Origin of the sequence: Actinomadura sp. RB99 (assembly GCF_014706005.1) — a bacterium.
GTDB lineage: Bacteria > Actinomycetota > Actinomycetes > Streptosporangiales > Streptosporangiaceae > Spirillospora.
Genome location: NZ_JABMCA010000052.1, coordinates 1 through 23,464, shown reverse-complemented (window position 1 = coordinate 23,464; position 23,464 = coordinate 1). Strand labels below are relative to the sequence as shown.

Here is a 23,464-nt window from a genome sequence, read left to right as displayed (position 1 = left end):
ACGGGAGGGGGAGAGCGCCGGGGTGCGGGTTCTCGGGAAGAGGCTGTCGCCCTCCAGCTGGTCGGTGCGGGCCCGGATCACCGCCGCCGCGACCCTGATGGTCGCGATCGTGCTCGTCGCCGGTGTCGTGGTCTTCTACACGGCCGTCCAGCGGACCGTGTACCGCGGCCTGCACGGGCGCGGTGCCCTCGTGGTCGGCGACCTGGTCACGCTGGTCCGCGAGACCGACCCGCACGGACTGCTGCCGGTGCGGGATGCCGGCTTCACGCTGCTGCAGGTGGTGGACGACCAGGGGCGGGTGCTCGCCTCCAGCGAGGCGCTGCGCGGCCGTCCCCCGCCGAAGGTCCCACCCCCGAGGATCCCGGGCCGTCTCGAGGACCACGTCATCCGCTCGCCGCGCTTCCAGACGGACGTCTACGTGGTCGGGGAACGGGTGGCGACGTCGTTCGGCTGGCGGACCGTGTACGCGGGAGCCCCGCTGACGCCGTTCACCAGCAACAGGGGCGCGTTCATCGGGCTCCTCGCGGGGGCGGTGCTGGTCGGGACCGCGCTGGTGGCGTGGATCGTGGCGGCGGCGGTGCGGCGGGCGCTGCGGCCGGTGCGGGAGATGAGCGACCAGCTGGCGGACATCACCGGCGGCGAGCCTGGCCGGGTCACCGTCCCGGAGGCGTCCGACGAGGTGTCGGAGCTGGCGCAGTCGGTGAACCTGACGCTGCACCGGCTGGAGGGCGTCATGGAGCGGCAGCGCGGGTTCGTCGGGGACGTCTCGCACGAGCTGCGCAGCCCGCTGACCGGGCTGCGGACGCAGCTGGAGCTGGCGCTGCAGCACCCGGAGGACGAGGACTGGCCGGCGGTCGCGCGGGCGGCGCTGGCGGACGCCGACCGGTTGCAGGGCATCGTCACCGACCTGCTGATCCTGGCGAAGCTGGGCGCGGGCGTGCACGTCGAGCGGGAGCGGGTCGACTTCGGCGCGCTGGTGCGGACCGAGGTGGCGCGGCGGGACAGGCGCGTCCCGGTGGAGGTCGACGCGGCGGAGGGGATCGCGGTCCGCGCGACGCCGGAGCAGCTGGTCAGGCTGCTGACGAACCTGCTGGACAACGCCGAGCGGCACGCCCGGTCGCGGATCTGGGTGACCGCGGCGCGGGACGGCCCGGACGCGGTGCTGGAGGTGCGCGACGACGGGTCGGGCATCCCGCCCGAGGACCGGGAGCGGATCTTCTGGCGGTTCCAACGGCTGGCCGAGGGACGGCGCCGCGACAAGGGCGGCACCGGCCTCGGCCTGACCATCTCCCGCGACATCGCGCGCGCACACGGCGGGACGCTGGTGGCCGCCGACGGCGACGGCGGCGCCCGGTTCATCCTGCGCATCCCCGCTGAGGACGACTAGCGGCCCGGCGCGCTCAGGCGAGGGCGGGACGCGCTCAGGCGAGGGCGGGGCGGCGGCGGGCGTGGCCGGTGGCCTGCTCGAACGCGTGCCCGATCCGCAGGACGGCGAGGTCGGCGCGGTGCGGCCCGACGATCTGGAGCCCGACGGGCAGGCCGCCGGAGGTGAACCCCGCGGGCACCGACAGCGCGGGCGAGCCGGTCGCCGACACCAGGAAGCATGACCGCATCCACTCCAGGTAGTCGGGCATGGCGTGCCCTGCGACCTCGTCCGGATACTCCAGGTCCGCGTCGAACGGCGGCACCTGGCTGACCGGCGCCAGCAGCGCGTCGTAGCGGCCGAAGAACTCCCGGACGCGGTGGAACAGCGCGGTGTGCAGCACCTCGGCGCGCCCGACGTCGGCGGCGGTGAGGGCGCGGCCCTCCTCGATGTTGCGGGCGAGGGACGCCTTGAAGTCGGCGCGGCGCTCGTCCAGCAGCGGGCCGAGGACGATGTCCCAGTGCCAGGCGCGCAGCGTGCGGAACACCTCGTCGGCGCCGGTCAGATCGGGGCACGCCTCCTCGACGACGCAGCCGAGATCGGTGAAGACCTTCACGGCCGGTTCGAGGACGGCGGTGACGGCGGGGTCGACCGGGACCGCGCCGCCGAGGTCGGGCGCCCACGCCAGCCGCACGCCGGACATGTCCCGGTCGAGGGGGAGGCCGAACGCGGAGCCGGGCGTCTCCAGGGCGATGGGGCTGCGCGGGTCCGGGCCGGCGAGCACCGACAACAGGAACGCCGCGTCCGCGACCGACCGCGCCATAGGCCCCTGCACGCCCATGGTCGACCAGCCCGCCGGGACCGGCCACGACGGCACCCGGCCGGGCGACGGCCGGAACCCGACCACGTTGCAGAACGACGCCGGATTGCGCAGCGAGCCGCCCATGTCGCTGCCGTCGGCGAGCGGGTGCATCCCGCACGCCAGCGCGGCCGCCGCGCCGCCGCTGCTGCCGCCCGCCGACCGCGACGGGTCGTAGGGGTTGCGGGTCAGCCCGAACAGCGGGTTGAAGGTGTGCGACCCGGCGGCGAACTCCGGCACGTTCGTCTTGCCGAGCGTGATGACGCCCGCCGCCCGCATCCGCTCGACGACCAACTCGTCCGCGTCCGGGACGTGGTCGGCGAAGATCGGCGACCCGGACGTGGTGCGGATCCCGGCGGTGGCGTGGGTGTCCTTGTGCGCGACGGGCAGCCCGTGCAGCGGCCCCGGCTCCGCGCCGGACGCGAGCCGCTCGTCGGCGGCGCGGGCCTCCTCCAACGCCCGTTCGGGAACGAGCGTGACGACCGCGTTGACGTGCGGGTTCGTCCGTTCGATCCGGTCGAGGTGCGCCTGCGCGACCTCCCGCGCGGACAGGTCGCGGTCGCGGACGCGGCGGGCGAGGTCGCGGGCGGAGGAGAAGCAGATCTCGTCGCGTTCCGAAGGCAACGGCGTTTCCCTTCGCTGAACTGTGGGCGATCCCAGTGTCCACCCCGGGTGACCGTCCGGCCGCGCACGCGGTCATCATTCTGGAAAGGCGGTCATCGGCCGGGAAGGCCGGAGGAGGTGCGGTGACGGAACGGGTCGGCGCTCGGGAACTGCTGCGGCGCGTGCTGGACGAGGACGGCTGGACGTCCTGGGACGGCCCGCCCGCCGGGCAGCCCGCCCCCGGCACGCCCTACGGGGACGACCTCGCCGCCGCCCGCGAGCGCGCCGGCACCGACGAGGCGGTCCTGACCGGCGAGGGGCTGCTGCGCGGCCGGCGGGTCGCGTTCGTCGTGTCGGAGTTCCGCTTCCTGGCCGGGTCGATCGGGGCCGCCACCGCGGACCGGATCGTCGCGGCCGTCGAGCGCGCCACCGCCGAGCGCCTGCCGCTGCTCGCCGCGCCGTCCTCGGGCGGGACGCGGATGCAGGAGGGCACCGCCGCGTTCGTCCAGATGGCCCGCATCACCGCCGCCGTCATGGCGCACCGCGCCGCCGGGCTGCCCTACCTCGTCCACCTGCGGCATCCCACGACGGGCGGGGTGTTCGCGTCGTGGGGGTCGCTCGGGCACGTGACGGCCGCCGAGCCCGGCGCGCTGATCGGGTTCCTGGGGCCGCGCGTCTACGAGGGCCTGTACGGGGAGCCGTTCCCGCCCGGCGTCCAGGTCGCCGAGAACCTGGCGGCCAAGGGGCTCGTGGACGCCGTCGTGGGCTTGGACGACCTGGCGGAGGTGGCGTCGCGCGCGCTGTCCGTGCTGTGCGCGCCGTCCGCCCGGCCCGGACGCCCGCCTCGGGACGCCGCGGCGGCACCGGGTGGCGCGCCCGCCGGCGACGATGCCTGGGAGTCGATCGAACGGTCCCGCCGCCCGGACCGTCCCGGCGTGCGGGAACTGCTCCGGTACGGCGCCGCGGACGTCACGCCGCTGTCGGGCACCGGGCAGGGCGAGGCCGGGCGGGGACTGACGCTCGCGCTGGCCCGGTTCGGCGACGCGCCGTGCGTGCTCGTCGGGCAGGACCGGCACGGCCAGCGCGCCGGGCACCCGCTCGGCCCGGACGGCCTGCGCGCGGCGCGGCGCGGCATGGGGCTGGCCGCCGAACTCGGGCTCCCGCTGGTCACCGTGGTGGACACGCCGGGCGCGGCGCTGTCCGCGGAGGCGGAGGAAGGCGGGCTCGCGGGGGAGATCGCCCGCTGCCTCGCCGACCTGGTCACGCTCGCGGCGCCGACGCTGTGCCTGCTGATGGGCGAGGGGACGGGCGGCGCCGCGCTGGCGCTGCTGCCCGCCGACCGGGTGCTCGCGGCCCGGCACGGCTGGCTCGCGCCGCTGCCGCCCGAGGGCGCCTCGGTGATCGTGCACCGGACGCCGTCGCGGGCCGCGGAGATGGCCGCGTCGCAGGGCGTCCGGTCCGCCGACCTGCTGCGGGACGGCCTGGTGGACGCCGTGGTCGACGAGCGCCCCGACGCCGCCGACGAGCCGGAGGAGTTCTGCCGGCGCGCCGCCGCCGCGATCGAACGGGAGCTGACCGGCCTGGCCCCGGGCACCGCCGCGGCGCGGCAGGCCCGCTACCGGCCGTCCCGTTGACCCCATTTCATTCGGGTTCCTACGATGCGCGGGGAAGGAGGTGCCGGTGCGCGCCCTGCTCATCCAGCACGACCACGCCTCGCCCGCCGGCCCGGTCACCGACCGGCTCGCCGCGCGCGGCTACGACGTCGAGGAACTGGCGGTCGTGCCCGCCGAGCGGTACCTGACGCCGGACGTGCGCCTGGAGTACCCCGACCCCCTCGACTGGGACCTCATCGTCCCCATGGGCGCGCCGTGGTCGGTGAACGATCCCGGCGTCGCGTCCTGGGTCGTCCCGGAACTCGCCATGCTCGCCAAGGCGCACGCGGCGGGCGTCCCGCTGCTGGGCGTCTGCTTCGGCGGCCAGGCCCTCGCCGCCGCCCTCGGCGGCCGCGTCGAGCGCGCGCCGCGTCCCGAGATGGGCTGGGTGGACGTGGACACCGACGACCCGTCGCTCGTCGGCCCCGGCCCCTGGTTCCAGTTCCACTACGACCGCTGGATCCTGCCGCCCGGCGCCGTGGAGATCGCCCGCAGCGAGGTCTGCTCGCAGGCGTTCGTGCTGGGCCGCGCGATGGGCCTGCAGTTCCATCCCGAGATCACCGTCGCCGAGTTCGGCCTCTGGCTGGCCCACGGTGGCGACGCCGAGATGCGCGCCGCGGGCGCCGATCCCACCGCGATCATGGCCGATCTGCGCCGCACCGAGGCCGCCTCCGTCGCCCGCACCACCGCCCTCCTCGACGCCTACCTCGCCCGCGTGGCCGCCGCCTGAGCCGGGCGCTCGCGATCAGCTCCCGCGCGGACCCGGGCGCGGGAACCTCCGCTCGGAAGGGCGGTGCCGGGTGCCTCGCCGGCGGCGCGGGACGGTCGAGGCGAGGACCGCGGCGAGCGCGGCCAGGGCGGCGAGCGCCGCGAGGCTCCACGCGGCGAGCCGGTGGGCCTTGCAGTTCCGTGCGGAGACCAGGTCCCGGGCGGCCGGGCGGCCGGGCTCGGTGTTGTCCGGCATGTGATCGCTTTCCTGTCCTGAGGGATCCCCCTGACGCCCTCTTGGCGACAGCATGTCACGGTCTGGCTACGCGACGCATCGGGGTGAACTCTTACAGCGCTCCGGAGTGCGGCAGGTCACACGGCCGGTCGATCGCCCAGCGCGTCGTCCCCGGCAATACTCCACACCTACGTCAACGGCGAGCTGGCAGGCGGCACCCCGGCGAACTCGCGCCGACCGCCGGTCGTCGAGGTCGAAATCGAAGGGCGCGGACGGCTCCACTGCCGATCCGCGACGCCCGCGACGCGCAGCCGACCGCTCCGGAAGGGGTCGTCTTCATGGCGCTCGCCGGCGACTGAGAGTCCCACAGGATCCGCAAACCGCACCGCTGAACCTCCGAGGCTCTCGGTCACCGCCGTTCCGGCTCCAGCTCGTCTGAGATGCTGCCCACCGAACCACATCCGCGTGCCGTGCGGGCGGTGGGTGGGTGCGGTTTCCCGGCTTGGAGACAGGCGAGCCGCGGCAGAGCAGGTCTCAAAATCTTGAGTTGCTCGTCCAGGATCGCGCCGCGTACTTGCAGCGACTCCGGCTGGACGACCAGGCATCCCTCCGACAGCGGGTCGAGCATGCCGATGTCGCGAGCGGGCCGCGGCGCGAGGACGGGGGTGGCGGCGAGGCGGATCCGAGTCGTGACCAAGGCGATCGCGCTCAGCGGCAAAACCGGCCGGGCGGGGTGAGCGGGTCCTCGTTGCCGGGAAGCGCGTGCTCGCGGGAATCGCGCAGCGTGATGTCGCACGCCGGGCGGGTGTGCGGGTCAGGCGCGGGGACGGCGACCCGAGCGACGCGGCGGGAACGGCGACTCGGCCCGCAGCACCTCCCGCCGCGCGTCGCCCTCATCCTCCAGGTGCTCGACCACCGAGCGCAGCGTCTGCGCCAGCGCCCGGTTCTCGTCCCTGCTCAGCCTTTCCACCACGAACGCCTCCTCGGCGTTGAACGCCGGGAACAGCCCGCGCATCAACTCCTGACCCTTGTCGGTCAGTCGCAGCAGGACGAGGCGCCCGTCCGTCGCGTGCGAGCCGCGCTCGATCAGCCCGCGCCCCTCCAGGGTCTTGACCACGCCGGTCAGCGTGCCCTTGGAGATCCGGGCCTCCTCGGCGACGTGCCGGGTCTCCATCTCGTCCCAGATCCACACGACCCACAGCACGACGAACGCCGTCCAGGTGAGGTCCGCGCCGCGCAGCACCGAACTCTCGAAGTGCTGCCGGATCGCGGCGGCGGCGCGGTAGATGTTCGAGACCGCCATCATCGCGTCATGGCGCAGCGGCACGTCGCCGAGCCGCCGCTGGACGGCCTGCTCGGTCTCTTGCAATGTGTGATGGCCGGTCACGCGCGTTCCTCCCCGGATGCGGCCCGGCGCCTCCGTGCGGGCCGGACTGCGAATCTACCCTCGGTCGGTGCTCGTTTGGGCCCATATGAAGATGGGTGAGCGAACTTATGCCTGCCGGAACAATCCGTGGCACCGCGGACCCGCACCGGCCGTGGAGCGGCGGCGATCCCTGAAGTCGTGTCCCCTCCTCCTCCGGCACCGGACGCCGCCTCGGCGCCCACGAGACAGTGTTCTTCGTCGTCGCGGCGTCCGCTCCCGTGACCGTCGCCGCCGACAGGCTGCCGACCTCCTTCGCCGTCACCGGCGTAGTTGGCATCCCGCTGCTGTACGTCCTCCTCGCCGTCTTCACCGGCGGTACGCCGCGATGGGCCGTTCCATCACCAACGCCGGCGCCTTCCACGCTTACATCACCCACGGGCTCGGAAGCGTCGCCGTCGTCGGCGCCGCCTTCATCGAACTCATCTCCTACAACGCCATGCAGATCGACCGGCACGGGCGGTTCGGCTTCACGCCTCCGACCTCCTGAACTCCGAGACCGGCCTTGACCTGCCCTGGTAGACGGTCGCGCTGCTCGGCGTCGCCGTCCTCGGCGTGCTGCTCGCCGTCGAGTTCCTCACCGTCCTGGTCTTCGACCTCGCCCAGCTCTCAGACGCGTCCGAGCCGCCTCCGCCTCGCCATGGCTGGCTTCATGGGATTCGAGGCCGCCGCCCTCTACGGCGAATGCCGCGACCGCGACGGGCCGTCAACCGTGCCACCTGCATTTCCGTGGCCGTCATCGGCGTGTTCTACGCCTTCACTGCCCGGGCGACGAACGTCGGCACCAGCACGTCCGGCATCATCGGACGCGCCAGAAGGACGGGTCCGGCCTCGTCTTCGCCCTTTCCGAAGAGCACGTCGGGGGGCTTTTCGCCGACCACGCCAGATCTTCCTGGGCACCAGCTTCTTCGCTGCGCTTCGGTCTTCGTAACGCCGTGGCCGCTGCTCTTCTCACTTGGCCGCGAAAATGTCCTGCCCGGTCCGCTGAGCCGGACCCACGTCGCCGGACGGCTCTCCACACAACGGATCGCTGGCCCGGACTGTGCTCGCTGCGGTCGTTGTGATGGTCTTCGCCTTCTCCGGCAAGGACCGCGTCCTTCACCCTCTCCAAGTGGTTCACCAAGCTTTGCGCGCTCGGCGTCATCCTCCTGCTGGCCCTGACCTCGGCGGCCATCGTGGCCTGACTCGCGCGACCACCGCAGCGGAAACGCCTGGAACCGCCTCATCGCCCGGCCGCCTGTGCGGGACTGGGCGCCGTATTCGTCGCCAGCCTGCTCAAATTTAACGCACTGCTCGACGCCGAAAAGGTCTCCACGCTCACGCGGGTGCTGCCCGGACTCATTCTCGTCGCCGCCGTCCTGCGAATGAGCTTTGCTGCCTATCTCGGGCCGGCCCGTCCCAGATCCCATGCTCGACTCGGAAAGTCGCCTAAGAGCGTGTCTCATGTGGACTGTTTGGCGAGCTTCTTGTAGCAGGTGATAGCGGCAGCCAGGACGAGGAAGGCGTTGAACAGGTGGCCATGGCGTTCGTAGCGGACGGTCAGGCGCCGGTAACCGAACAGCCAGGCCAGTGTTCGTTCGATCACCCAGCGATTTCGGCCCAGGCGCTCGCCGGACTCGATGCCGGGCCGGGCGATGTGCGGCACGATTCCACGTCGCCGCAGCCAGGTTCGGTGTTCGACGGAGTGGTACGCCTTGTCGGCGCGCATCTTCGCCGGCCGTCGCCGACGTGGCCCACGGCGCGATCGGATCGCCGGCAACGCCATCAGCAGCGGCTTGAGGGCCTGGCTGTCGTGGACGTTGGCCGCCGACACCGCGACCACCAGCGGCAGCCCGGCGGCATCGGACAGCACGTGGAGTTTGCTGCCCTTCTTGCCCCGATCGACCGGATTGGGGCCGGTCAGCGTGCCCCCCTTTTCGCGCGGACGGCCGCGGCGTCCACGATCGCCGACGCCCAGTCCACCTGCCCTCGCGCACCCAGTTCGTCCAGCACCGCGCGATGCAGCCGCGGCCACAATCCCGCCCGCGTCCAAGTGGTGAACCGGCGATGCGCGGTCGGCACACTGACACCGAACTCCGCAGGCAGATGCCGCCACGCACACCCACTGGTCAGCACGTACACGATCGCGGTGAACACCACCCGATCGCTCACCGCCGCCGTCCCACCACCCTGCCGCCGTGGCCTGAACGCCGGGATCAGCGGCTCGGCAAGCTCCCACAACTCATCCGGCACCAGACGCAACGCAAGATCCGACGACACGATCCCGCATTATCCCGCAGAACACCCGCACCCACGTGAGACACGCTCTAAGAGATCGGCTCGTAGTCCAGCCAGACGTCCTGAAGGAACTCTTCTCGACGGTCCGCGTGCCCGACACTGCTGAGTCGGAAATAGAGCGCTCGTCGCGTCCGGTCGGATTCGTAGTTGCCGCCGATATTATGGCCAAGGAGATAGTGTGCAAGCAGCAGATCTCCGGCGCGTCCTGTGATCTGGACGGGCTCCGGGAGGTCGATCTTCGGGTACGCGCAGAACATTTGCGGGCCGTGCTGACGGAAGTACTCGGCATGCTTCAGATGCGTGCCCGGCCAGACCCACAGATTGCCGGAGTTCTCGCCGAGCTGGTCGGTCATCAGGATCCCGGCAAGCATGGTGAAGGTGCCGCGGACGGGCCCGCCGGTCGGCTCGGCATTGGCGGCGTCGATGTGAGGCGCGCCGGGGCGGTGCGAGAACGGCGGGATATTCAACGAGATCTGAACCTGCCCGGGAAGCTCTAGGGTGCCGTGGCCTACCAGCCCCTCGGCGAGGCCGAAGGCGGGGCTGCCGGTGAGAGGCGCGATCAGGGCCGGCTCGTCCTCGGTGTCGAGAAAATAGAAGTGGGCCCCGCGCTTGTCGGCGGCGGGTGGTGCCGCAGCGGTGATCTCGTCGATCCGCTGCACTGCCGAGTCCAGGACGTCACCCGTCACCACCTGCGGGACCACGATGTAGCCCCGCTTCACGAACTCGTCAATCTGCGCGTCGCTCAACATCCGATCGACCATAGACAGCCCGTCCGGCCGAGAGCGACTGAATAAACGCGCGCCGGGGTCGGGAATCGTTGGGGGCTGCATGGCTCTGGGGACTGGTCGGGAGCGACGGTCCTCGGGATTGGTGAGTGCGCCGGTAGTTGGGCCGTGGCTGGGGTTCCGGTCGGCGGCGGGGTGAACCGGCATCGGCGTCGGGGTGGGGCGAAAGGGCAGCATGAAACTGTTCGGGAGTTGGGCGGTAGCCGGAGGAGTCTTCGAGCAGTCCTCGGGATGGTGTTCAGGTGTTCTTCGAGGGGTGCTATTCCGATGGGGCGAGAGGGGTGTTCGGGTGGTGGGGTGGCGCTTGCGTACGGGGCCGCCCCTCCAAAGTCAAGGGCGCCTTCGGCGTCGCTTCGCGATGGACTTCGTCCACCCTTGACTTTGGAGCCTCTGCGGCCCCTAGGCAGGTGATGGGGGCAGGCTCCGCCTGCCCCGCCCCCGGGTCGCGCCACCCCACCACCCCCCTCCGTCAGGAACCAAGAGACGAACTCCCCCTTCCGCGAGGTACGAAGATCGATAAAGGCCATGCGCTCCGGCCGCCTTTCCCGCCGAAAAGATACCGAGAAGAATGTGGCCCGAACGGCCTTGAACGGCCTCGAACGTCGGTCACACAGGGTACTATTTACGTATGCAATCAGTGACGGTCGAGCTTGAGGCCGCGTCCACCATGGAACTGGTGAACGCGCTCTCAACCATCGCCACTGAACTCGCATCGCGAGAAGCCCCCGAATCAGCGGCCGCGTGCCTGGAACTCACCGAAACACTTGTGGCCGCGTCCGATATGCAGGAAAGCGCGCTCGCCGGATTCATCGGCCGAGTCGACGCCGCCGGAGAGCACGCCCGGTGGGGATACCCCTCCACCCAAGCATGGCTGCGCTCGAGTTTGGGCATGCGCGACAGCCGCGCCAAGGAACGCCTCACCCTCGCCCGACAGCGCCACCGCCTACCGGAAGTCTGCGCACAGCTCGCGGCCGGAGAACTGTCCTACGGATACGCCGCCACCATCACCGACTCGGTCGCCCGCCTCGACGACACCGACTGCGCCGAAGCCGAGACAATCCTCCTCGGCTTTGTCGAGCAGGGCTTCTCAGCCGGGAAGGTCGCCGCGTTCGGCCGCCGGATCCGCGACCTCATCGCCGAGCGCGACGACACCGAAGAAGCACCGGACGAGGACACCAGGCGCGGCTACGACAAGTCCTGGCTGACGACCACGCGTTCGCTGGACGGCGGCCGGTACGTCAAGGGCTGGCTGAACCCCGAAGACGCCGCGATCTGGGACGGCACCCTCGCCCCGCTGGCCAAGCCGGCCGGACCGGACGACCGTCGTGACCTCGCAGAGCGGACGGCGGCGGCGCTGTCGAGCGTGCTGTCGGGCGGGCACAAGGCGTCCAAGGTCACCGTGATCTGCGACCTGGAGACGCTGACCGGCGGCAACGCCTCGGCCCGCCTCACCGACGGGACGCCGATCCCCGCCGCCCAGGCCCGCCGCATCGCCCTCTCGGCCGGAGTGTCGCCCCTCCTGCTCGGGCGCGGGAACACTCCGCTCTACCTCGGCCACCGGGAACGCTTCGCCAGTGCGGCCCAACGGCAGGTGCTGGAGACGCTGTACTCCTCCTGTGCGGTGCGGGGCTGCGAAGTGCCCGGGACGCTGTGCGAAGTCGACCACGTGCACGGATGGGCGCTCGGGCGATCGCCCACCGACATCGACCAACTCGCACTCACCTGCGGATGGCACAACCGCTTCAAACACAGTCACCCCGACCAGATCCAGATCACCAAGGATCAGGACGGGCGATACGTCTACCGGCTGCTCCCGCCACCCGACGCCCGAGGATCAGCAACCGGGGCCGGACCACCAGGCAGCATCGGCCCACCTGACAACCCCGCGCTCGACTGGGCCGCATAACCGCACCACCCCGGTAACACCGGGCTCGGTCATGCCCACGCCGGTCCGCCCGCATCCCCACTGATGACGGGCGGCCGCGGCATGCCCACACGCCACGCGACCGCCTCCCACCGGCTGCGTATGCCCCACCACCAGACAACCCTTCAGAGACCGCCCCAACCGGCCACTACACCGCTCACCGGACCGGCCCGCCCACACCGCCCCTGGACTGGACCGCGTCACCACCCACCCTCGGCAACACCACACTCGGCTACGCCCTGCGCCGGTCCGCCCGCATCCACGCCGATGACGGCGGCCCTGGCATGCCGACACCACAGGCGACCTTTCCGCACCGGCTGCGCCTGTCCTCTCCAGACGGCGCTTAGCGGAGGCCGCGGCCCGCCCGTTCACTACGCCGCCCTGCGGCATCGGCCAACCCGGCGCCCCTGGGGCTGAGCCGCATCACCGCCCCGTCGCTAGCAACATCAGCGCGCGCCACGCCCTGCGCCGGTGTCCGCCACATCCATTCCGATGACGGGCGAGCCAGTCGGGCCTGCATGCCGCATGCACCCTGACAGCGCGATATCGGGACGACTTGAGTGATACCGCCGCAGTGGTTAACGCCGCATGGCAGCCGCATCGCGCGTTCCCACAGCCCCACGGCCAGAGTGATCGGCAATGCTGTAACAGCCATGGCGTGTTGTGAGTGGCCGATGCCTCCCACGAAGGAAGTTCTGGGCCTTTCCAGCGAGGGATCTGGTGATGGTGTTGGGGAACTGCTGGTGCCTCGCCCCTACCTCCTTGCTGCCCCTTGGTACCTGACGGAAGGGGGTGGTGGGGTGGCGCGACCCGGGGGCGGGGCAGGCGGAGCCTGCCCCTAACGCTGCCTCAGGGGCCGCAGAGGCTCCAAAGTCAAGGGTGGACGAAGTCCATCGCGAAGCGACGCCGAAGGCGCCCTTGACTTTGGAGGGGCGGCCCCGTACGCAAGCGCCACCCCACCACCCGAACACCCCTCTTGCCAGTCTCCCGAACACCCAACTCGAAGACCGTGGCACTCCTTCCACCCATCACTCCGAAATCCTCACGCCCCGAAGAGCACTCTCCTAGAGGCGTCCACTTTCTCTCTTCGTCCCCCGCAGACAACCCGCCTCGCCGTTCGCCGCACGCCACGCGCTCGCCACGCACCGGGTCCTTCCCTATGCGCGCGGCCCCTCTGCCAAGCGCCGGGTCTTGGGTCGTGTGGCCAGCCCTATAGGTCTCCGCCTGGTGTTTTCGCGGTTCGTCGAAGCTTCCCCGTCACCCCGAGTACCGCATCTCTGATGCATCACCGCCCATCCGACCGCCTCAATCGCGCACCTGCGGCGACGACGGCGACGGCAGCGCAGCGGCAGCGGTGAAGAACTGCCTGGGGTCCTCGGCTCACCCGAACGCCATGGTGAGTGTGGTTGCGCGCCGGAGCGGCGAGGCAACAACCCCAACTCGTCACCGCCGCCGCCACTTCATGCGGTGTTACGCCGGGGACGGTGCGCGGTGCGCCCAGTGCGGGGTCCAGGTGCCGGGGGCGGCGGGCGGAGAGCCGAGGTGGGCGCGGAGTGCGGTGAGGGTGCTGGTTGTCGCGGTGCCAGATGACGGAGTGCGGGTAGACGGGTGTCGGGTCGTGGACGGGGACGCGGCGCAGGTCGTGGTCGGCGGGCCGCACCAGGCGGGTCCGGTCGCCGACGAAGGTGGTCAGCGCGGCGGAGTCGGCGATGGCGTCGAGGAGCGGTTCAAGGCCGAAGTGGGGGCCGACGGGGTCGATGGCGAGGTCGTCGTAGAAGGAGGCCCACTCGGTGCCGGGACGATGCCGGGCATCCAGATCCGGTGTCCGGCGAGGTCGGCGGGGCGGACGGCGCGGGCGGCGGCGAACGGGTGGGCGGGCCGGTGACGAGCTGGACGGGTTCGTCGAGGACGCGGGTGGAGTCGAGGGCGGCGGGGAGCCGGTCGGGGGCCGTGAGGGCGCGGACGGACGCGTCGATGGTGCCGGAGGCGATCGGGGCGAGGGCGGCGTCGGCGTCGAAGAGGGGCACGACGTCGAGGGGGATGGCGGGGTAAGCGCGGTGGAAGTCGCGGAGCAGGCCGGCGGGGGCGAGCCGCCGGCCGATCACGTCGACGCGGAGCGCTCGGCGGCCGGGGGCGACGGAGGCGATGGCGCGCTCCTCGGGCTTGGAGGAGGGCGCGGGCGTCGGGGAGGAGCGCCTGCCCGTCGATGGTGACGCGGGCGGTGCGGGTGAACAGGCGGACGTCGAGGTCCTTCTCGGGGGCAGCGATGTGCTTGGAGAGCTGGTGATCGACAGTTTCGCAGCGGCGTCCTGGAAGCGGCCCGCGTCCGCGGCGGCGGTGAACGTGCGCACGGCGGCGCGGAGCTGAGCCGGATGGGGTGGACGGGCGGATCGGGCACGCCGAGGCCCGGAACGGCGACTCGGTCGTGCTCATGTTCGACTCGCCGTTCCCCCTGGAGACGCCGGGACTGCTGCGGCTGTTCGGACGCCGACGCGGTGGTGGAGCGTGCGGTCGGGGCGGGGCCGCCGTGGTCACGTGTCCGACCGAGCTGTTCTGGGGCGACAAGGGCGGGCGCGTTCGGGATCCGCTGGCGACTCAGGAGCGGCTTGGCGAGCCGACGCCTGAGCGTGCGATGGATCCGAAGTATGTCGAGGGCCTTGCGTACGTGCAGCCGAGTCTGGGGCCCGATCCTTCCCGCGCCGGAGTAAGAGGCGGGACGCGGCCGCTGTGGGCCGGGGCGGTCGCCCTCGCTTGATCGTTTCCCGTGTGTTATGTCCGGGGACGCTGCCATACTGCCCGCCATGTCCCCGCTGCTTCCGGCAGATCCCGCACAGTCGACCCTCTACCTGGACTGGGTCGAGGAGGCCGATCCCGGCGCCGCGCCGGGCGCGGAGAAGTTGCTCGCGACGCTCCGCGCCGGGCTCGGGCGCGCCCACGAGCGGCCCGGCCGGTTCCTGGACGACATGAAGCGCGAGGCGCGCGGCCTCCCCGCCGCGCACCTGCCGTGGTTCTGGGACACCGTCGGCCACCGGCTCGCCGGGGTCGCGCCCAAGCACGCCGCCACCGCGTACGCGGACGCCCGCGACGCCGAGGCCCGGCACGCGCTGCCGGTCGACGACCGGTACCGGGTGGACAACGCCCTGCTGTTCGCGCGGGCCGGGGCGATCGGCGCGGCTCGCGTCCGCGAGCATCAGGAATGGCTCGCCGCGACCTACCCCGCCGACCGCGCGCACCGCGAGTTCGCCCGGTTCGTGGCCGCGTGGGGGAGGGGCGGCGCGGCGCCGCCCGCCGACCTGCACACCCGTGTCCGCAGGTCCGCGAAGGCCGCGGGCCTCGGTCTCGACGAGGACGCGGCGATCCTCGCGCAGGCGCTCGCCGACGCGCGCGGCACCGCCGTTCCCGACGGCCTGCTCGACGGCGCCGCCAAGGTCTTCGCCAAGGCGGCGCCGCCGCCGGAGCTGCGCGCCGGGCTCGCCGGGGTCTTCCCAATCGGGGCGGTCGACGGCGCCGCCTGGCTGCGGATGCTGGACGCCGCCGGGGTGATCGACGCGATGGCGTCCGGTGACGTCCGGCCGTCGGGCGGCCTCGCGGGGTGGCTCGGCGCGTTCTCCGCGCACTACTCCTACGTCCGCGTCCCGTACGGGGGCATCACCCGCCAGCGGATGCCGGACGAGCTGTTCGCGGCGCTGCCGAGGCTCGCGCCACGGCTGCGCGCCGAGTCCGTCCCGGTGCGGCTGCACGAGTCCCGTTACCGCGGCGCCGCCCACTTCGACGCCGACCTCGTCGACGCGTGCCTCGCCGAGGGCGTCCGGGTGGAGGACCCGGGCCCGGGCACGCCCCTGCACTTCTGGGGCGCGGAGTCCCGCCGCGACCTGACGGCGCTCGCCGCCGACCCGGTGCTCGGCCCGCGCCTGGAGGGCACGGTGCACGCCCGGCTGCGCGAGGGCACCGCGATCTCGCGGCTGCCCGAGACGCCCGGCGTGGAGAAGGCGGTCCACGACCGGCTCTCCGCACTGATCGGCGAGGTCGCGGGCGGGGGCCTCGGCGGCGCCGGACGCGCCCTGGACGCCCTCGACGGCCTCCTCGACCCGCCGACCGCCGCGGCGCTGGACGGCATCGGCGACGCCCTCGCCGCGCTCGACCTCGCCGTCCCGCTCGCCCGCACGCTGCGCGCCGGCGTCCTCGCCGAGCTCGGCTGGCCCGCGCTGGACGCGGCGCTCGTCGACCTCGGCGAGGACGTTCTCGGCGCCACGTCCACCTGGCCCGTCCTCACCGTCTACGGCGGCGGCCGCGCCATCGCGGTCGACCATGCGGGACGTCGCGGCGAGTGCGCGTTCGTGCTGCCCGCCGGGACGAGCGTCCGCACCGTCCACTATGCGGGCGGGGACTTCCTGGTCGGCTGGTCGGAGCGGGAGGGCGCGCGCGGCGTCGACCGCGCGTTCTGGGCGAGCGCCCCGGACGAGGTCTTCGAGCCGGAGAACAAGCTGGGCATGGTCGCCTGCCGGGGGCTGCGCAGCGGCGGGCAGGGCTACCAGTTCGAGGTCGGCGGCGGCCGCTACGACGGCGAGCGGGTCCTGCGGCCCGGCGGGCGGGAGGGAATCGGCGACCACGAGCGGCAGTACGGCGACGGCACGCGGATCTGGAGCGCGCCCCGGTACGCGTACTCGCAGGCGGACTGGGCCGTCCTCGATCCGGCGACGGGCGAGCGCGGCACGGCCGCCGCGCCGCCGGACTTCCTCGCGGCCGACCCGCCGGACGGCACCGCCTGGGACGACGACTGGTTCAGCCTCGTGCGCCTGCCCGACGGCGTGACCGCGTCGCCGCTCGGCCAGTCCGGCGGGCTCGCCGGGTTCCGCGTCGCCAGAATGGAGAGCGGCAAGGGCGGTCCGCCGGCCGGCTGGACGATCGAGGGCACCGACGGCCGCCGCGCCACGCTCCGCCGTACTGACGACCTCGGCGACCCGTGGGGCGTCCTGCGCATGCCCGGCGGCCCCGATCTCGTCGTGGCGCTGGAGGACTCCAACGCCTACGTGCCGATTCGCTGCTACGACGCGTCCGACGGCACGCTGCTGTGGGAGGCGCGCGCCTACCCCGCCGGGAAGGCGCAGTGGAGCGTCGACCCGCAGGGCCGGCCGATGTTGCCGCCGCCCGCGTTCTGGCACTTCCTCGCACCGCGTGACACCGGCTCGTCCGAGGCGCTGCGCGGCACGACCGAGCAGGCCGCCCGCGCCCTGCTGGACGCCGCGCCCTCACCGGAGGCGGTGCGGGACGCGCTGGCCCGCGAGATGCCCGAGGTCGCCGACCCGGCGATCGTCTCCGGCGTCGTCGACACGGTGCTGCGGGCCGCGGACGTGCTGCGCCGCCGCCGCGCGCTGTCGCGCCGCGTCGAGGTGATCCGGTCCGGCGCGACGGTGCGGCCGCCCGCCGAGACCCCCGACACCGACCTCGACGACGCGCTGCTCGGGCTGCTGCCCCCGCCGCCCCGCCTCAACGGGCAGGAGCGGTCGCCGCGGCCCGCCACCGTCACCGCGATCGCCGCCGACGGCAGCTTCCTCGACGGGACGATCGACGACGCGACGCGGCTGGTCAGCCCGCCCGCGCGGCCCCTCGACTGGGCGCCGCTGCTCGGCGCGATCGACGCCGCCGCGTGGCGGCTCGTCGCGCCGTCGACGAGCGACGCGGACCGCGCGTCCCTCGCCGCGCTGCTGCGCACCTGGGCGGAGCAGCCGTTCGCCCGGCCCGGCGCCTGGCGGCGCGGCTACGCGACCGGGGCCGCCCTCGCCGGGCTGGACGCGACCGTCGCCGTCGGCGCCGTCCCGTCCGCGGGCGGGCCGATCGCCCCGGAGAGGGCGCACCGGTTCGTCCAGCGCGCCGAGGCCCCGGAGCCGGCGGGCGCGACGAAGACCGAGACCGTCACCGTCGCCCGCGACGACGCCGCCCGCCTCCGCCGCCTCCTCGACCTGTACGAGCGGAACGGGCCGCTCGCGCCGGACGAGGACGCCGTCGCCGCGTTCGTCCGGCGCACCGGCGTCCGCCGCGCCATCGCGGCGCTCGTCCTGGACGGCCTGCCCCGGCGCGCCTACGAGGGCGGTGACCTCGTCACCCGGTTCGACGCCCACCGGAAGATGCTGCGCGGCAGGCCGTACTCGGCGACCAAGGAGGTCGCCCATGAGGCCGAGGACCTCTCCCAGCGCCTCGGCGTCGCCGGCCGGCAGCGCGTGGTCGCCGCCGGCATCCCCGACGACCCCGCCGAGCTGTGGGGGGACGGCGGCTTCGCGGCCGCCGCCGCGCGCATGGCGGAGGCGTGGTCGGGGCTGCTCGGCCGCCGCGCCGTCGTGGACGAGGACCTGGTCGCCGACCTGGAACGCGACCTCGGCCTCCCGGACACCTGGGCCGCCGCCCTCGCCGACCCGGCCGCGTCCCCCATCGCCGCCGCCGACCTGACCTGCGTCGTCGCCGACTACGAGCCGTACGGCATCGGCGTCCACACCCTTGCGTCCGACGGCACGGCGAACCGGCGGCGGATGGACCACGACCCGTACGTCCCGCTCGCGTCCGTGCTGGTGTGGGCGCTGACGGAACGTCCCGTCGGCGACCCGGCGGTCTCCGGCGCGCCCGACCTCGCGGCACGGCTGAGGGCGCGGCTGGCCGCCCCCGGCCTGCTGCTCCCGCTCGGGCTCTGCTCCCTCGGCGACGCGGAGCGGCGCAGGGACCTGTTCGGGCCGGACGTCCACCCCGTCCGCAGAGCGACCCGCGACGGCGTGTCCGACGGGCCGGACGGCGACGCGCTCGCCTTCGACGACGGCCTGCTGATCGTCGACGGCCGGCCGTCGCTCGCGCACGTGATCCTGCGCCCGTCGGCGCTCGCCGACCGGGCCGCCCGCGCGCGCCTTGAACGCCTCTGCGCCGACCACGGACTGGACCGCCTGCTCCGGAGCGTCGAGGGCACCGTGGTGCGCACCGAAGCGGTCGGCCGCATGGTGGCCCGCGCCGCCGCCACCCCCGTCCCGCCCGGAGGGTACGAGGCGAACCCGCTGCTCAGCGTCCCGGACCTGGTCGCCGAGGCCGCCGCGGAGACCGGCACGAGTGAGGACGCGGCCGTCCTCTACCTGCAGCTGCTCACCCTCGTCCGCCCGACCGACCGCAACGTCCGCCGGTGGAACGGCTGGACGGCCGCCCGGCACAAGGCGGCGCAGGCGGAGCTGGTGGACCGCGCCCTCGTCCAGCAGGACAAGCGCCCCCGCGCGGGTCGCACCGCGTTCGTCCCCGGCGAATGGACCGTGCTCAAGGCCCCCGAACTCCCCGTGGAGGCCGCGAAGCTCGTCGCCCACGGCGCCAGGGAGGTCCGCGGCAGGAGCGTCGGCGGCCCGTTCACGCGCCTGCTGCCCCCGCGCCCCCTCCACGAGATGTTCGAGGAAGCCTGGGCGTCCCGCCGCCGGCCCTGACCGCCCGCCGGCCCTGACCGCCCACCGACCTTGACCGCGCGCCCGGCCCTGACCGCCTCCGGTCCTTGCGCGCGCGGTCGGTCGCCGCCGCTACGCGTAGGGGTCGCCGGCCTCCAGGGCCAGCCGCCGGATCTCCTCCAGGTCGGTCTCGGTGTAGTCGGCGGGCAGCTCGATGCCGAGGCCGAGGAACACCCGCCGCATCTCCTCCGGCGTGGGCCGCTCGCCGAGCCGCAGGTGTTTGACGGTGTCCAGCGGAAGCCGCTTGGCCTGCTGGAAGCTGACGTGCAGCTCCGACTCCCAGCACTGGTACGTCGGCGTGCCGCTGTTGATGACCAGCGCGGGGAACTCGGGGCCGCGCTGGGTGAAGACCAGGCAGCCGGTCGCCATCTCGTAGCGCAGCAGCGAGTACGCCGACGACAGCCGGATGTCGATGTCGAGCATCTCGTAGCGCTGCTGGTGCCAGCACCCGGCCAGGATCGTCGCGAACAGCTCGCGCCGCGTCTCCTCGACGGACCAGCTCTGCTCGGGCGCGTCCCGCGCGGTCGCCAGCCGCTGGTGCAGGCCGACGAACCGGCCGCACAGCTCCGGGTCCATCGGGTCGAGGATCTCCAGCCGGAACTCCAGCTTGCGCCGGAACGGCCGCGCGGCGGCCACGCACTCCGGGAGCGTCACCGCCCGCACGTAGGCGCCGGTCGCGCCGCGGAACCACCACACCCGGGTGTCGCGGCGCGCCTCGGCGAGCACCCGGTTGCACTCGGTGCCGCTGACGACCTGGACGTCCGGCTGCCGGCGCAGGCCGTCCGCCAGCGCGTCGACGGACCGCTGCACGGTCTCGCCACGGGTGTCGCTGCGCGCCCGGTCGCGCAGCAGCACGATCGACACGACCGCGAGCGTCGCCATCGTCGCGCTCTGCACCACGCTGGTGGACGCGATGCCGGTGACGTCCAGGCCGAGGATGACCACGGCCAGCACGAACGCGACGGCGACGTCGACGTAGCCCGTGAGCACCTTCCAGAAACGCCGCATCCGCCCGCCCCAGTCACGCTCCGCCACCCGGCCGCGACGATCCTAGCCATCCCGTCCGTCCGCCAGAACCCCTTGCCCGCACGGGGTTTCCGCCGTCACGGGCCGCGCGGCGGGGGAGCCCGGCCACCGCCCGCCGGAAGATCCGCCCGGCCCGACTTGCGGGGGTCCGTCATGGACCGAACCATATTCGGCCGGATGGGGGGTCGGGGAGTACGGTGTCCGGAACGTCCGAGTGGTTGGAGGGTCGATGCCGCAGCTCGCCGAGAAGATCCCGCCGTCGGTCGCGGGCGCCGTGCTCCGCGCCGTGTTCGCGCTCCCCGGTCCGGTGCGGCGGCTGATCGCCGGGCGGCCGGTGGTGCGCGACGGGCAGCGGCTCGCGCTGGACGCGCAACTGCTCCTGCTGATGACGCGCCTGGAGGGCGCGAGCCTCACCGGGGCGACGGTGCCGGAGGCGCGGCAGGGCCTCGCCCGCGGGCAGCAGTACATCAACCGGCTGCCGGAGCGGCCCGTCCGGACGCGGGACCTGACCGCCGCGGACCGGATCCCGGCGCGGCTGTACGAGCCGAAGGGGCTGGCGGAGGGGTCGCCGCTGCTGGTGTTCTTCCACGGCGGCGGCTGGGTGATCGGCGACATCGACACCCACGACTCGGTCTGCCGGTACCTCGCGGTGAACGCGGAGCTGCGGGTGCTGTCGGTGGACTACCGGCTCGCCCCCGAGCACCGGTTCCCGGCGGCGGCGGACGACGCGCTCGCGGCGTACGCGTGGGCGGTGCGGAACGCGGCGGCGCTCGGCGCGTCGCCGGAGGCGGTCGCGGTCGGCGGCGACAGCGCGGGCGGGAACCTCGCGGCGGTCGTCGGGGCGTTCGCGGACCGCAGGCCGGACTTCGCGCTGCTGTTCTACCCGGCCACCGACATGTCGGTGCGGCGGCGGTCCCGGGAGCTGTTCGCCGACGGCTTCTACCTGACCGACGCCGACATGGTCTGGTTCAGCGACCACTACTGCCCGGACGTGGAGCGGCGCACCGACCCGAAGGCGTCGCCGCTGCTCGCGGACGACCTGAGCGGGTTCCCGGCCACCTACCTCGTCACCGCCGGGTTCGACCCGCTGCGCGACGAGGGCGAGGCGTTCGGCGCGCGGCTGCGGGAGGCCGGGGTGCCGGTCGCGGTGCGGCGGCAGGAGGACCTGATCCACGGGTTCGCGAACATGTGGGGGCTCGGCGGGCGGTTCCAGGAGGCCCTCGCCGAGGCGGCCGGAGCGCTGCGCACCGGCCTCCTCTAGCCCGGTGGCCGCCCGCCCGCGAGCGAACGGGCCCGCCCCGGCGGGACGGGCCCGAGCGGGCCGTGATCAGAGGGGCAGGCCGGTGAGGATCATGACCTTCTCCTCGGTGTAGTCGGCCATCGCCGACCGCAGGCCCTCGCGCCCGACGCCGGAGTCCTTCACGCCGCCGTAGGGCATCTGGTCGGCGCGGTAGGACGGGACGTCGCCGATGACGACGCCGCCCACGTCCAGCTCGCGGTGGGCGCGGAACGCGATGTCGAGGTTACGCGTGAACACGCCCGCCTGCAGGCCGAACTTCGAGTCGTTGACCAGCGCGAACGCCTCGTCCACGCCGTCGACGGGCTGGACCAGCATGACCGGGCCGAAGACCTCCTCGCGCGCCACCTTCGCGTCCGCCGGGACGTCGGCGAGGACGGTCGGGGCGTAGGTCGCGCCCTCGCGGGTGCCGCCCGCCAGGACCTTCGCGCCCGCCGCGACGGCCTCGTCCACCCAGGACTCGACGCGCTCGGCGGCGTCCTGGCTGACCAGCGGGCCGACCTGCGTCTTGTCGTCCCACGGGTCGCCGGTGACGAGGGAACCGACCCGCTCGACCAGCTTCGGCACGAACTCCTCGTACACCGACCGGTCGACGTAGACGCGCTGGACGGCGATGCAGCTCTGCCCGGCCTGGTAGTTGGAGAACAGTCCGATCCGCTCGGCGGCCCAGTCGAGGTCGGCGTCCGGCAGCACGACCGCGGCGCCGTTGCCGCCGAGCTCCAGGGTGACGTGCTTGCGCGGCACCTGGTCGTTGATCGCCCAGCCGACGGGGACGGACCCGGTGAACGACACGATCGGCAGCCGCGGGTCGTCGACCAGCGCGGAGGCGCGGTCGTTCGGGACCGGCAGGACGGAGAACATCCCGGCGGGCAGGTCGGTCTCGGCGAGCAGCTCGCCGAGCAGCAGCGCCGACAGCGGCGTGGCGGGCGCCGGCTTCAGCACGATGGGGGTGCCCGCCGCGATCGCCGGGGCGATCTTGTGCGCGGCGAGGTTCAGCGGGAAGTTGAACGGCGAGATGCCGAGCACCGGGCCCTTCGGCACGCGGGTGATGTAGGCCATCCGCCCCTCGGCGGCGGGGTCGGTGTCCAGGCGCTGCGTCGTGGCGCTGAACCGGCGGGCCTCCTCGGCGGCGAACCGGAACGTGGAGATCGCGCGGGTCACCTCGCCGCGCGCCCACAGCAGCGGCTTGCCGTTCTCGGCGGTGATCAGCCGGGCGACCTCCTCGGCGCGCTCGGCCAGCCGCGCGGACACGTGCGCGAGGGCCTCGGCGCGCACGTGCAGCGGCAGCGCCGCCGCCCGCTTGCGGACCGCGTCGGCCGCCGCGACCGCCTCCTCCACCTGTGCGGGCGTCGGCACGGCGGCCGTCCCGACCACCCGGCCGTCGTAGGGGTGCGTAACGGTCAGCTCACCGTCACCGGTCTCGGGGCGACCGGCCAGCCAGAATGGGGTCACGTTCATGACCTCACGCTATCTCCGGCGCGCCGGATGGGGAGTCTCCAGGACGGCCAATCGGACCGCCGTCGTTGTCCGTGACGGCCAGTGCGATCCACAGCTCGGCGCGGGCGGCGGGATCGTCGGGGTCGCGGCCCAGCAGCTCGGCGGCCTTGCGCATCCGGGACCGCAGGGTGTGCCGGTGCACGCCGAGCGCCCGCGCGGCGGCCTCGCCCTGGCCGTTGGCGGCGACGTAGGCGCGGACCGTGCCGATCAGGTCCTCGGCCTGGAGCGGGGCGAGCAGCGCGGCGGCGAACGCCCGCGCGGCCGCCGGCTCCAGCAGCCCGAGGACGCCATGCAGGAAGCCGCGGACCTGGTCCTCGTCGTAGCCGCGGCGGCCGAGGGCGGCCCGCGCGAA

General features: G+C 73.6%; 19 protein-coding genes. 8 read left to right on the top strand and 11 right to left on the bottom strand.

All coding sequences use genetic code 11. The features are described from left to right. The first annotated feature begins 22 nt into the window (after positions 1-22). Entirely contained in the window at positions 23-1,387 is a 1,365-nt protein-coding gene (locus amrb99_RS52730) for a HAMP domain-containing sensor histidine kinase (protein WP_190864161.1), read from the top strand. A gap of 34 nt (positions 1,388-1,421) precedes the next feature. On the opposite strand, the gene amrb99_RS34515 is transcribed toward amrb99_RS52730, so the two are convergent. Further along, complete coding sequence (locus amrb99_RS34515) at positions 1,422-2,846, bottom strand: amidase (RefSeq protein WP_190864159.1); 1,425 nt, start codon at positions 2,844-2,846, stop codon at positions 1,422-1,424. Between the two features lie 122 nt (positions 2,847-2,968). Here amrb99_RS34515 and amrb99_RS34510 point away from each other — a divergent pair, with 122 nt between their 5' ends. Together amrb99_RS34510 and amrb99_RS34505 are read left to right on the top strand one after the other, a co-directional pair. Further along, positions 2,969-4,459 carry an acetyl-CoA carboxylase carboxyltransferase subunit alpha/beta gene (locus amrb99_RS34510; RefSeq protein WP_190864157.1) on the top strand — a complete coding sequence of 497 codons (1,491 nt, stop codon included), beginning with the start codon at positions 2,969-2,971 and terminating at the stop codon, positions 4,457-4,459. A 46-nt stretch (positions 4,460-4,505) separates the two neighbouring features. Further along, complete coding sequence (locus amrb99_RS34505) at positions 4,506-5,207, top strand: gamma-glutamyl-gamma-aminobutyrate hydrolase family protein (protein WP_190864155.1); 702 nt, start codon at positions 4,506-4,508, stop codon at positions 5,205-5,207. A 15-nt stretch (positions 5,208-5,222) separates the two neighbouring features. Here amrb99_RS34505 and amrb99_RS34500 read toward each other — a convergent pair whose 3' ends face one another. The 3 genes from amrb99_RS34500 to amrb99_RS34490 form a co-directional block, all read right to left on the bottom strand. Continuing rightward, positions 5,223-5,441 (bottom strand): hypothetical protein, encoded by a 219-nt coding sequence (locus amrb99_RS34500; protein WP_190864153.1) that lies wholly within the window; start codon positions 5,439-5,441, stop codon positions 5,223-5,225. Between the two features lie 388 nt (positions 5,442-5,829). Beyond that, positions 5,830-6,117 (bottom strand): hypothetical protein, encoded by a 288-nt coding sequence (locus amrb99_RS34495; RefSeq protein WP_190864151.1) that lies wholly within the window; start codon positions 6,115-6,117, stop codon positions 5,830-5,832. 117 nt (positions 6,118-6,234) lie between these two features. Further along, positions 6,235-6,807 (bottom strand): MarR family transcriptional regulator, encoded by a 573-nt coding sequence (locus amrb99_RS34490; RefSeq protein ID WP_190864149.1) that lies wholly within the window; start codon positions 6,805-6,807, stop codon positions 6,235-6,237. 364 nt (positions 6,808-7,171) lie between these two features. On the opposite strand from amrb99_RS34490, the gene amrb99_RS34485 reads away from it, so the two are divergent. Next, complete coding sequence (locus tag amrb99_RS34485) at positions 7,172-7,333, top strand: hypothetical protein (RefSeq protein ID WP_190864147.1); 162 nt, start codon at positions 7,172-7,174, stop codon at positions 7,331-7,333. Positions 7,334-7,592: 259 nt separating this feature from the next. Here the strand turns inward: amrb99_RS34485 and amrb99_RS52725 are convergent, their stop codons facing one another. The 3 genes from amrb99_RS52725 to amrb99_RS34475 all read right to left on the bottom strand — a co-directional run bounded on the left by amrb99_RS52725 (position 7,593) and on the right by amrb99_RS34475 (position 9,869). After that, the gene (locus amrb99_RS52725) at positions 7,593-7,724 is read right to left on the bottom strand and encodes a hypothetical protein (protein WP_277820132.1); all 132 of its coding nucleotides are present in this window, start codon (positions 7,722-7,724) and stop codon (positions 7,593-7,595) included. A gap of 560 nt (positions 7,725-8,284) precedes the next feature. Continuing rightward, positions 8,285-9,102 (bottom strand): IS5 family transposase gene (locus amrb99_RS34480; RefSeq protein ID WP_347256969.1). Its coding sequence is split into 2 segments (ribosomal slippage): positions 8,285-8,752 and positions 8,755-9,102, totalling 816 coding nucleotides; the frame shifts between segments, so codons are not numbered across the junction. 47 nt (positions 9,103-9,149) lie between these two features. Then, complete coding sequence (locus amrb99_RS34475; protein WP_190864143.1) at positions 9,150-9,869, bottom strand: phytanoyl-CoA dioxygenase family protein; 720 nt, start codon at positions 9,867-9,869, stop codon at positions 9,150-9,152. 664 nt (positions 9,870-10,533) lie between these two features. On the opposite strand from amrb99_RS34475, the gene amrb99_RS34470 reads away from it, so the two are divergent. Continuing rightward, positions 10,534-11,811, top strand: coding sequence for an HNH endonuclease signature motif containing protein (locus amrb99_RS34470; RefSeq protein ID WP_190864140.1), 1,278 nt, complete (start codon positions 10,534-10,536; stop codon positions 11,809-11,811). A gap of 1,745 nt (positions 11,812-13,556) precedes the next feature. Here the strand turns inward: amrb99_RS34470 and amrb99_RS50265 are convergent. Then, on the bottom strand, positions 13,557-13,934 hold the full coding sequence (locus tag amrb99_RS50265) for a hypothetical protein (protein ID WP_206700219.1): 378 nt from the start codon (positions 13,932-13,934) through the stop codon (positions 13,557-13,559). A 40-nt stretch (positions 13,935-13,974) separates the two neighbouring features. Between amrb99_RS50265 and amrb99_RS50260 the strand changes: the two genes are divergently transcribed. Then, complete coding sequence (locus amrb99_RS50260) at positions 13,975-14,196, top strand: hypothetical protein (protein ID WP_206700218.1); 222 nt, start codon at positions 13,975-13,977, stop codon at positions 14,194-14,196. A gap of 434 nt (positions 14,197-14,630) precedes the next feature. Further along, positions 14,631-19,274 carry a hypothetical protein gene (locus tag amrb99_RS34460; RefSeq protein WP_190864138.1) on the top strand — a complete coding sequence of 1,548 codons (4,644 nt, stop codon included), beginning with the start codon at positions 14,631-14,633 and terminating at the stop codon, positions 19,272-19,274. A 90-nt stretch (positions 19,275-19,364) separates the two neighbouring features. Here amrb99_RS34460 and amrb99_RS34455 read toward each other — a convergent pair whose 3' ends face one another. Then, positions 19,365-20,327 carry an SKP1 family protein gene (locus tag amrb99_RS34455; protein WP_190864136.1) on the bottom strand — a complete coding sequence of 321 codons (963 nt, stop codon included), beginning with the start codon at positions 20,325-20,327 and terminating at the stop codon, positions 19,365-19,367. A gap of 220 nt (positions 20,328-20,547) precedes the next feature. On the opposite strand from amrb99_RS34455, the gene amrb99_RS34450 reads away from it, so the two are divergent. Further along, positions 20,548-21,579: an alpha/beta hydrolase gene (locus amrb99_RS34450; RefSeq protein ID WP_190864134.1), complete on the top strand. Its 1,032-nt coding sequence runs from the start codon at positions 20,548-20,550 to the stop codon at positions 21,577-21,579. 66 nt (positions 21,580-21,645) lie between these two features. On the opposite strand, the gene amrb99_RS34445 is transcribed toward amrb99_RS34450, so the two are convergent. Together amrb99_RS34445 and amrb99_RS34440 are read right to left on the bottom strand one after the other, a co-directional pair. Then, positions 21,646-23,073, bottom strand: coding sequence for an aldehyde dehydrogenase family protein (locus amrb99_RS34445; RefSeq protein ID WP_190864133.1), 1,428 nt, complete (start codon positions 23,071-23,073; stop codon positions 21,646-21,648). 4 nt (positions 23,074-23,077) lie between these two features. Continuing rightward, positions 23,078-23,464: helix-turn-helix domain-containing protein (locus amrb99_RS34440; RefSeq protein WP_190864132.1), on the bottom strand; the 387-nt coding region annotated here is incomplete at its 5' end.

Bases quoted from the DNA above. Each gene is read 5' to 3' on its own strand.
- amrb99_RS34500 (WP_190864153.1), bottom strand. From the start codon at position 5,441: ATGCCGGACAACACCGAGCCCGGCCGCCCGGCCGCCCGGGACCTGGTC.
- amrb99_RS34485 (WP_190864147.1), top strand. From the start codon at position 7,172: ATGGGCCGTTCCATCACCAACGCCGGCGCCTTCCACGCTTACATCACC.
- amrb99_RS34475 (WP_190864143.1), bottom strand. From the start codon at position 9,869: ATGTTGAGCGACGCGCAGATTGACGAGTTCGTGAAGCGGGGCTACATC.
- amrb99_RS34470 (WP_190864140.1), top strand. From the start codon at position 10,534: ATGCAATCAGTGACGGTCGAGCTTGAGGCCGCGTCCACCATGGAACTG.
- amrb99_RS50260 (WP_206700218.1), top strand. From the start codon at position 13,975: ATGGCGCGCTCCTCGGGCTTGGAGGAGGGCGCGGGCGTCGGGGAGGAG.
- amrb99_RS34460 (WP_190864138.1), top strand. From the start codon at position 14,631: ATGTCCCCGCTGCTTCCGGCAGATCCCGCACAGTCGACCCTCTACCTG.
- amrb99_RS34450 (WP_190864134.1), top strand. From the start codon at position 20,548: ATGCCGCAGCTCGCCGAGAAGATCCCGCCGTCGGTCGCGGGCGCCGTG.
- amrb99_RS34445 (WP_190864133.1), bottom strand. From the start codon at position 23,073: ATGAACGTGACCCCATTCTGGCTGGCCGGTCGCCCCGAGACCGGTGAC.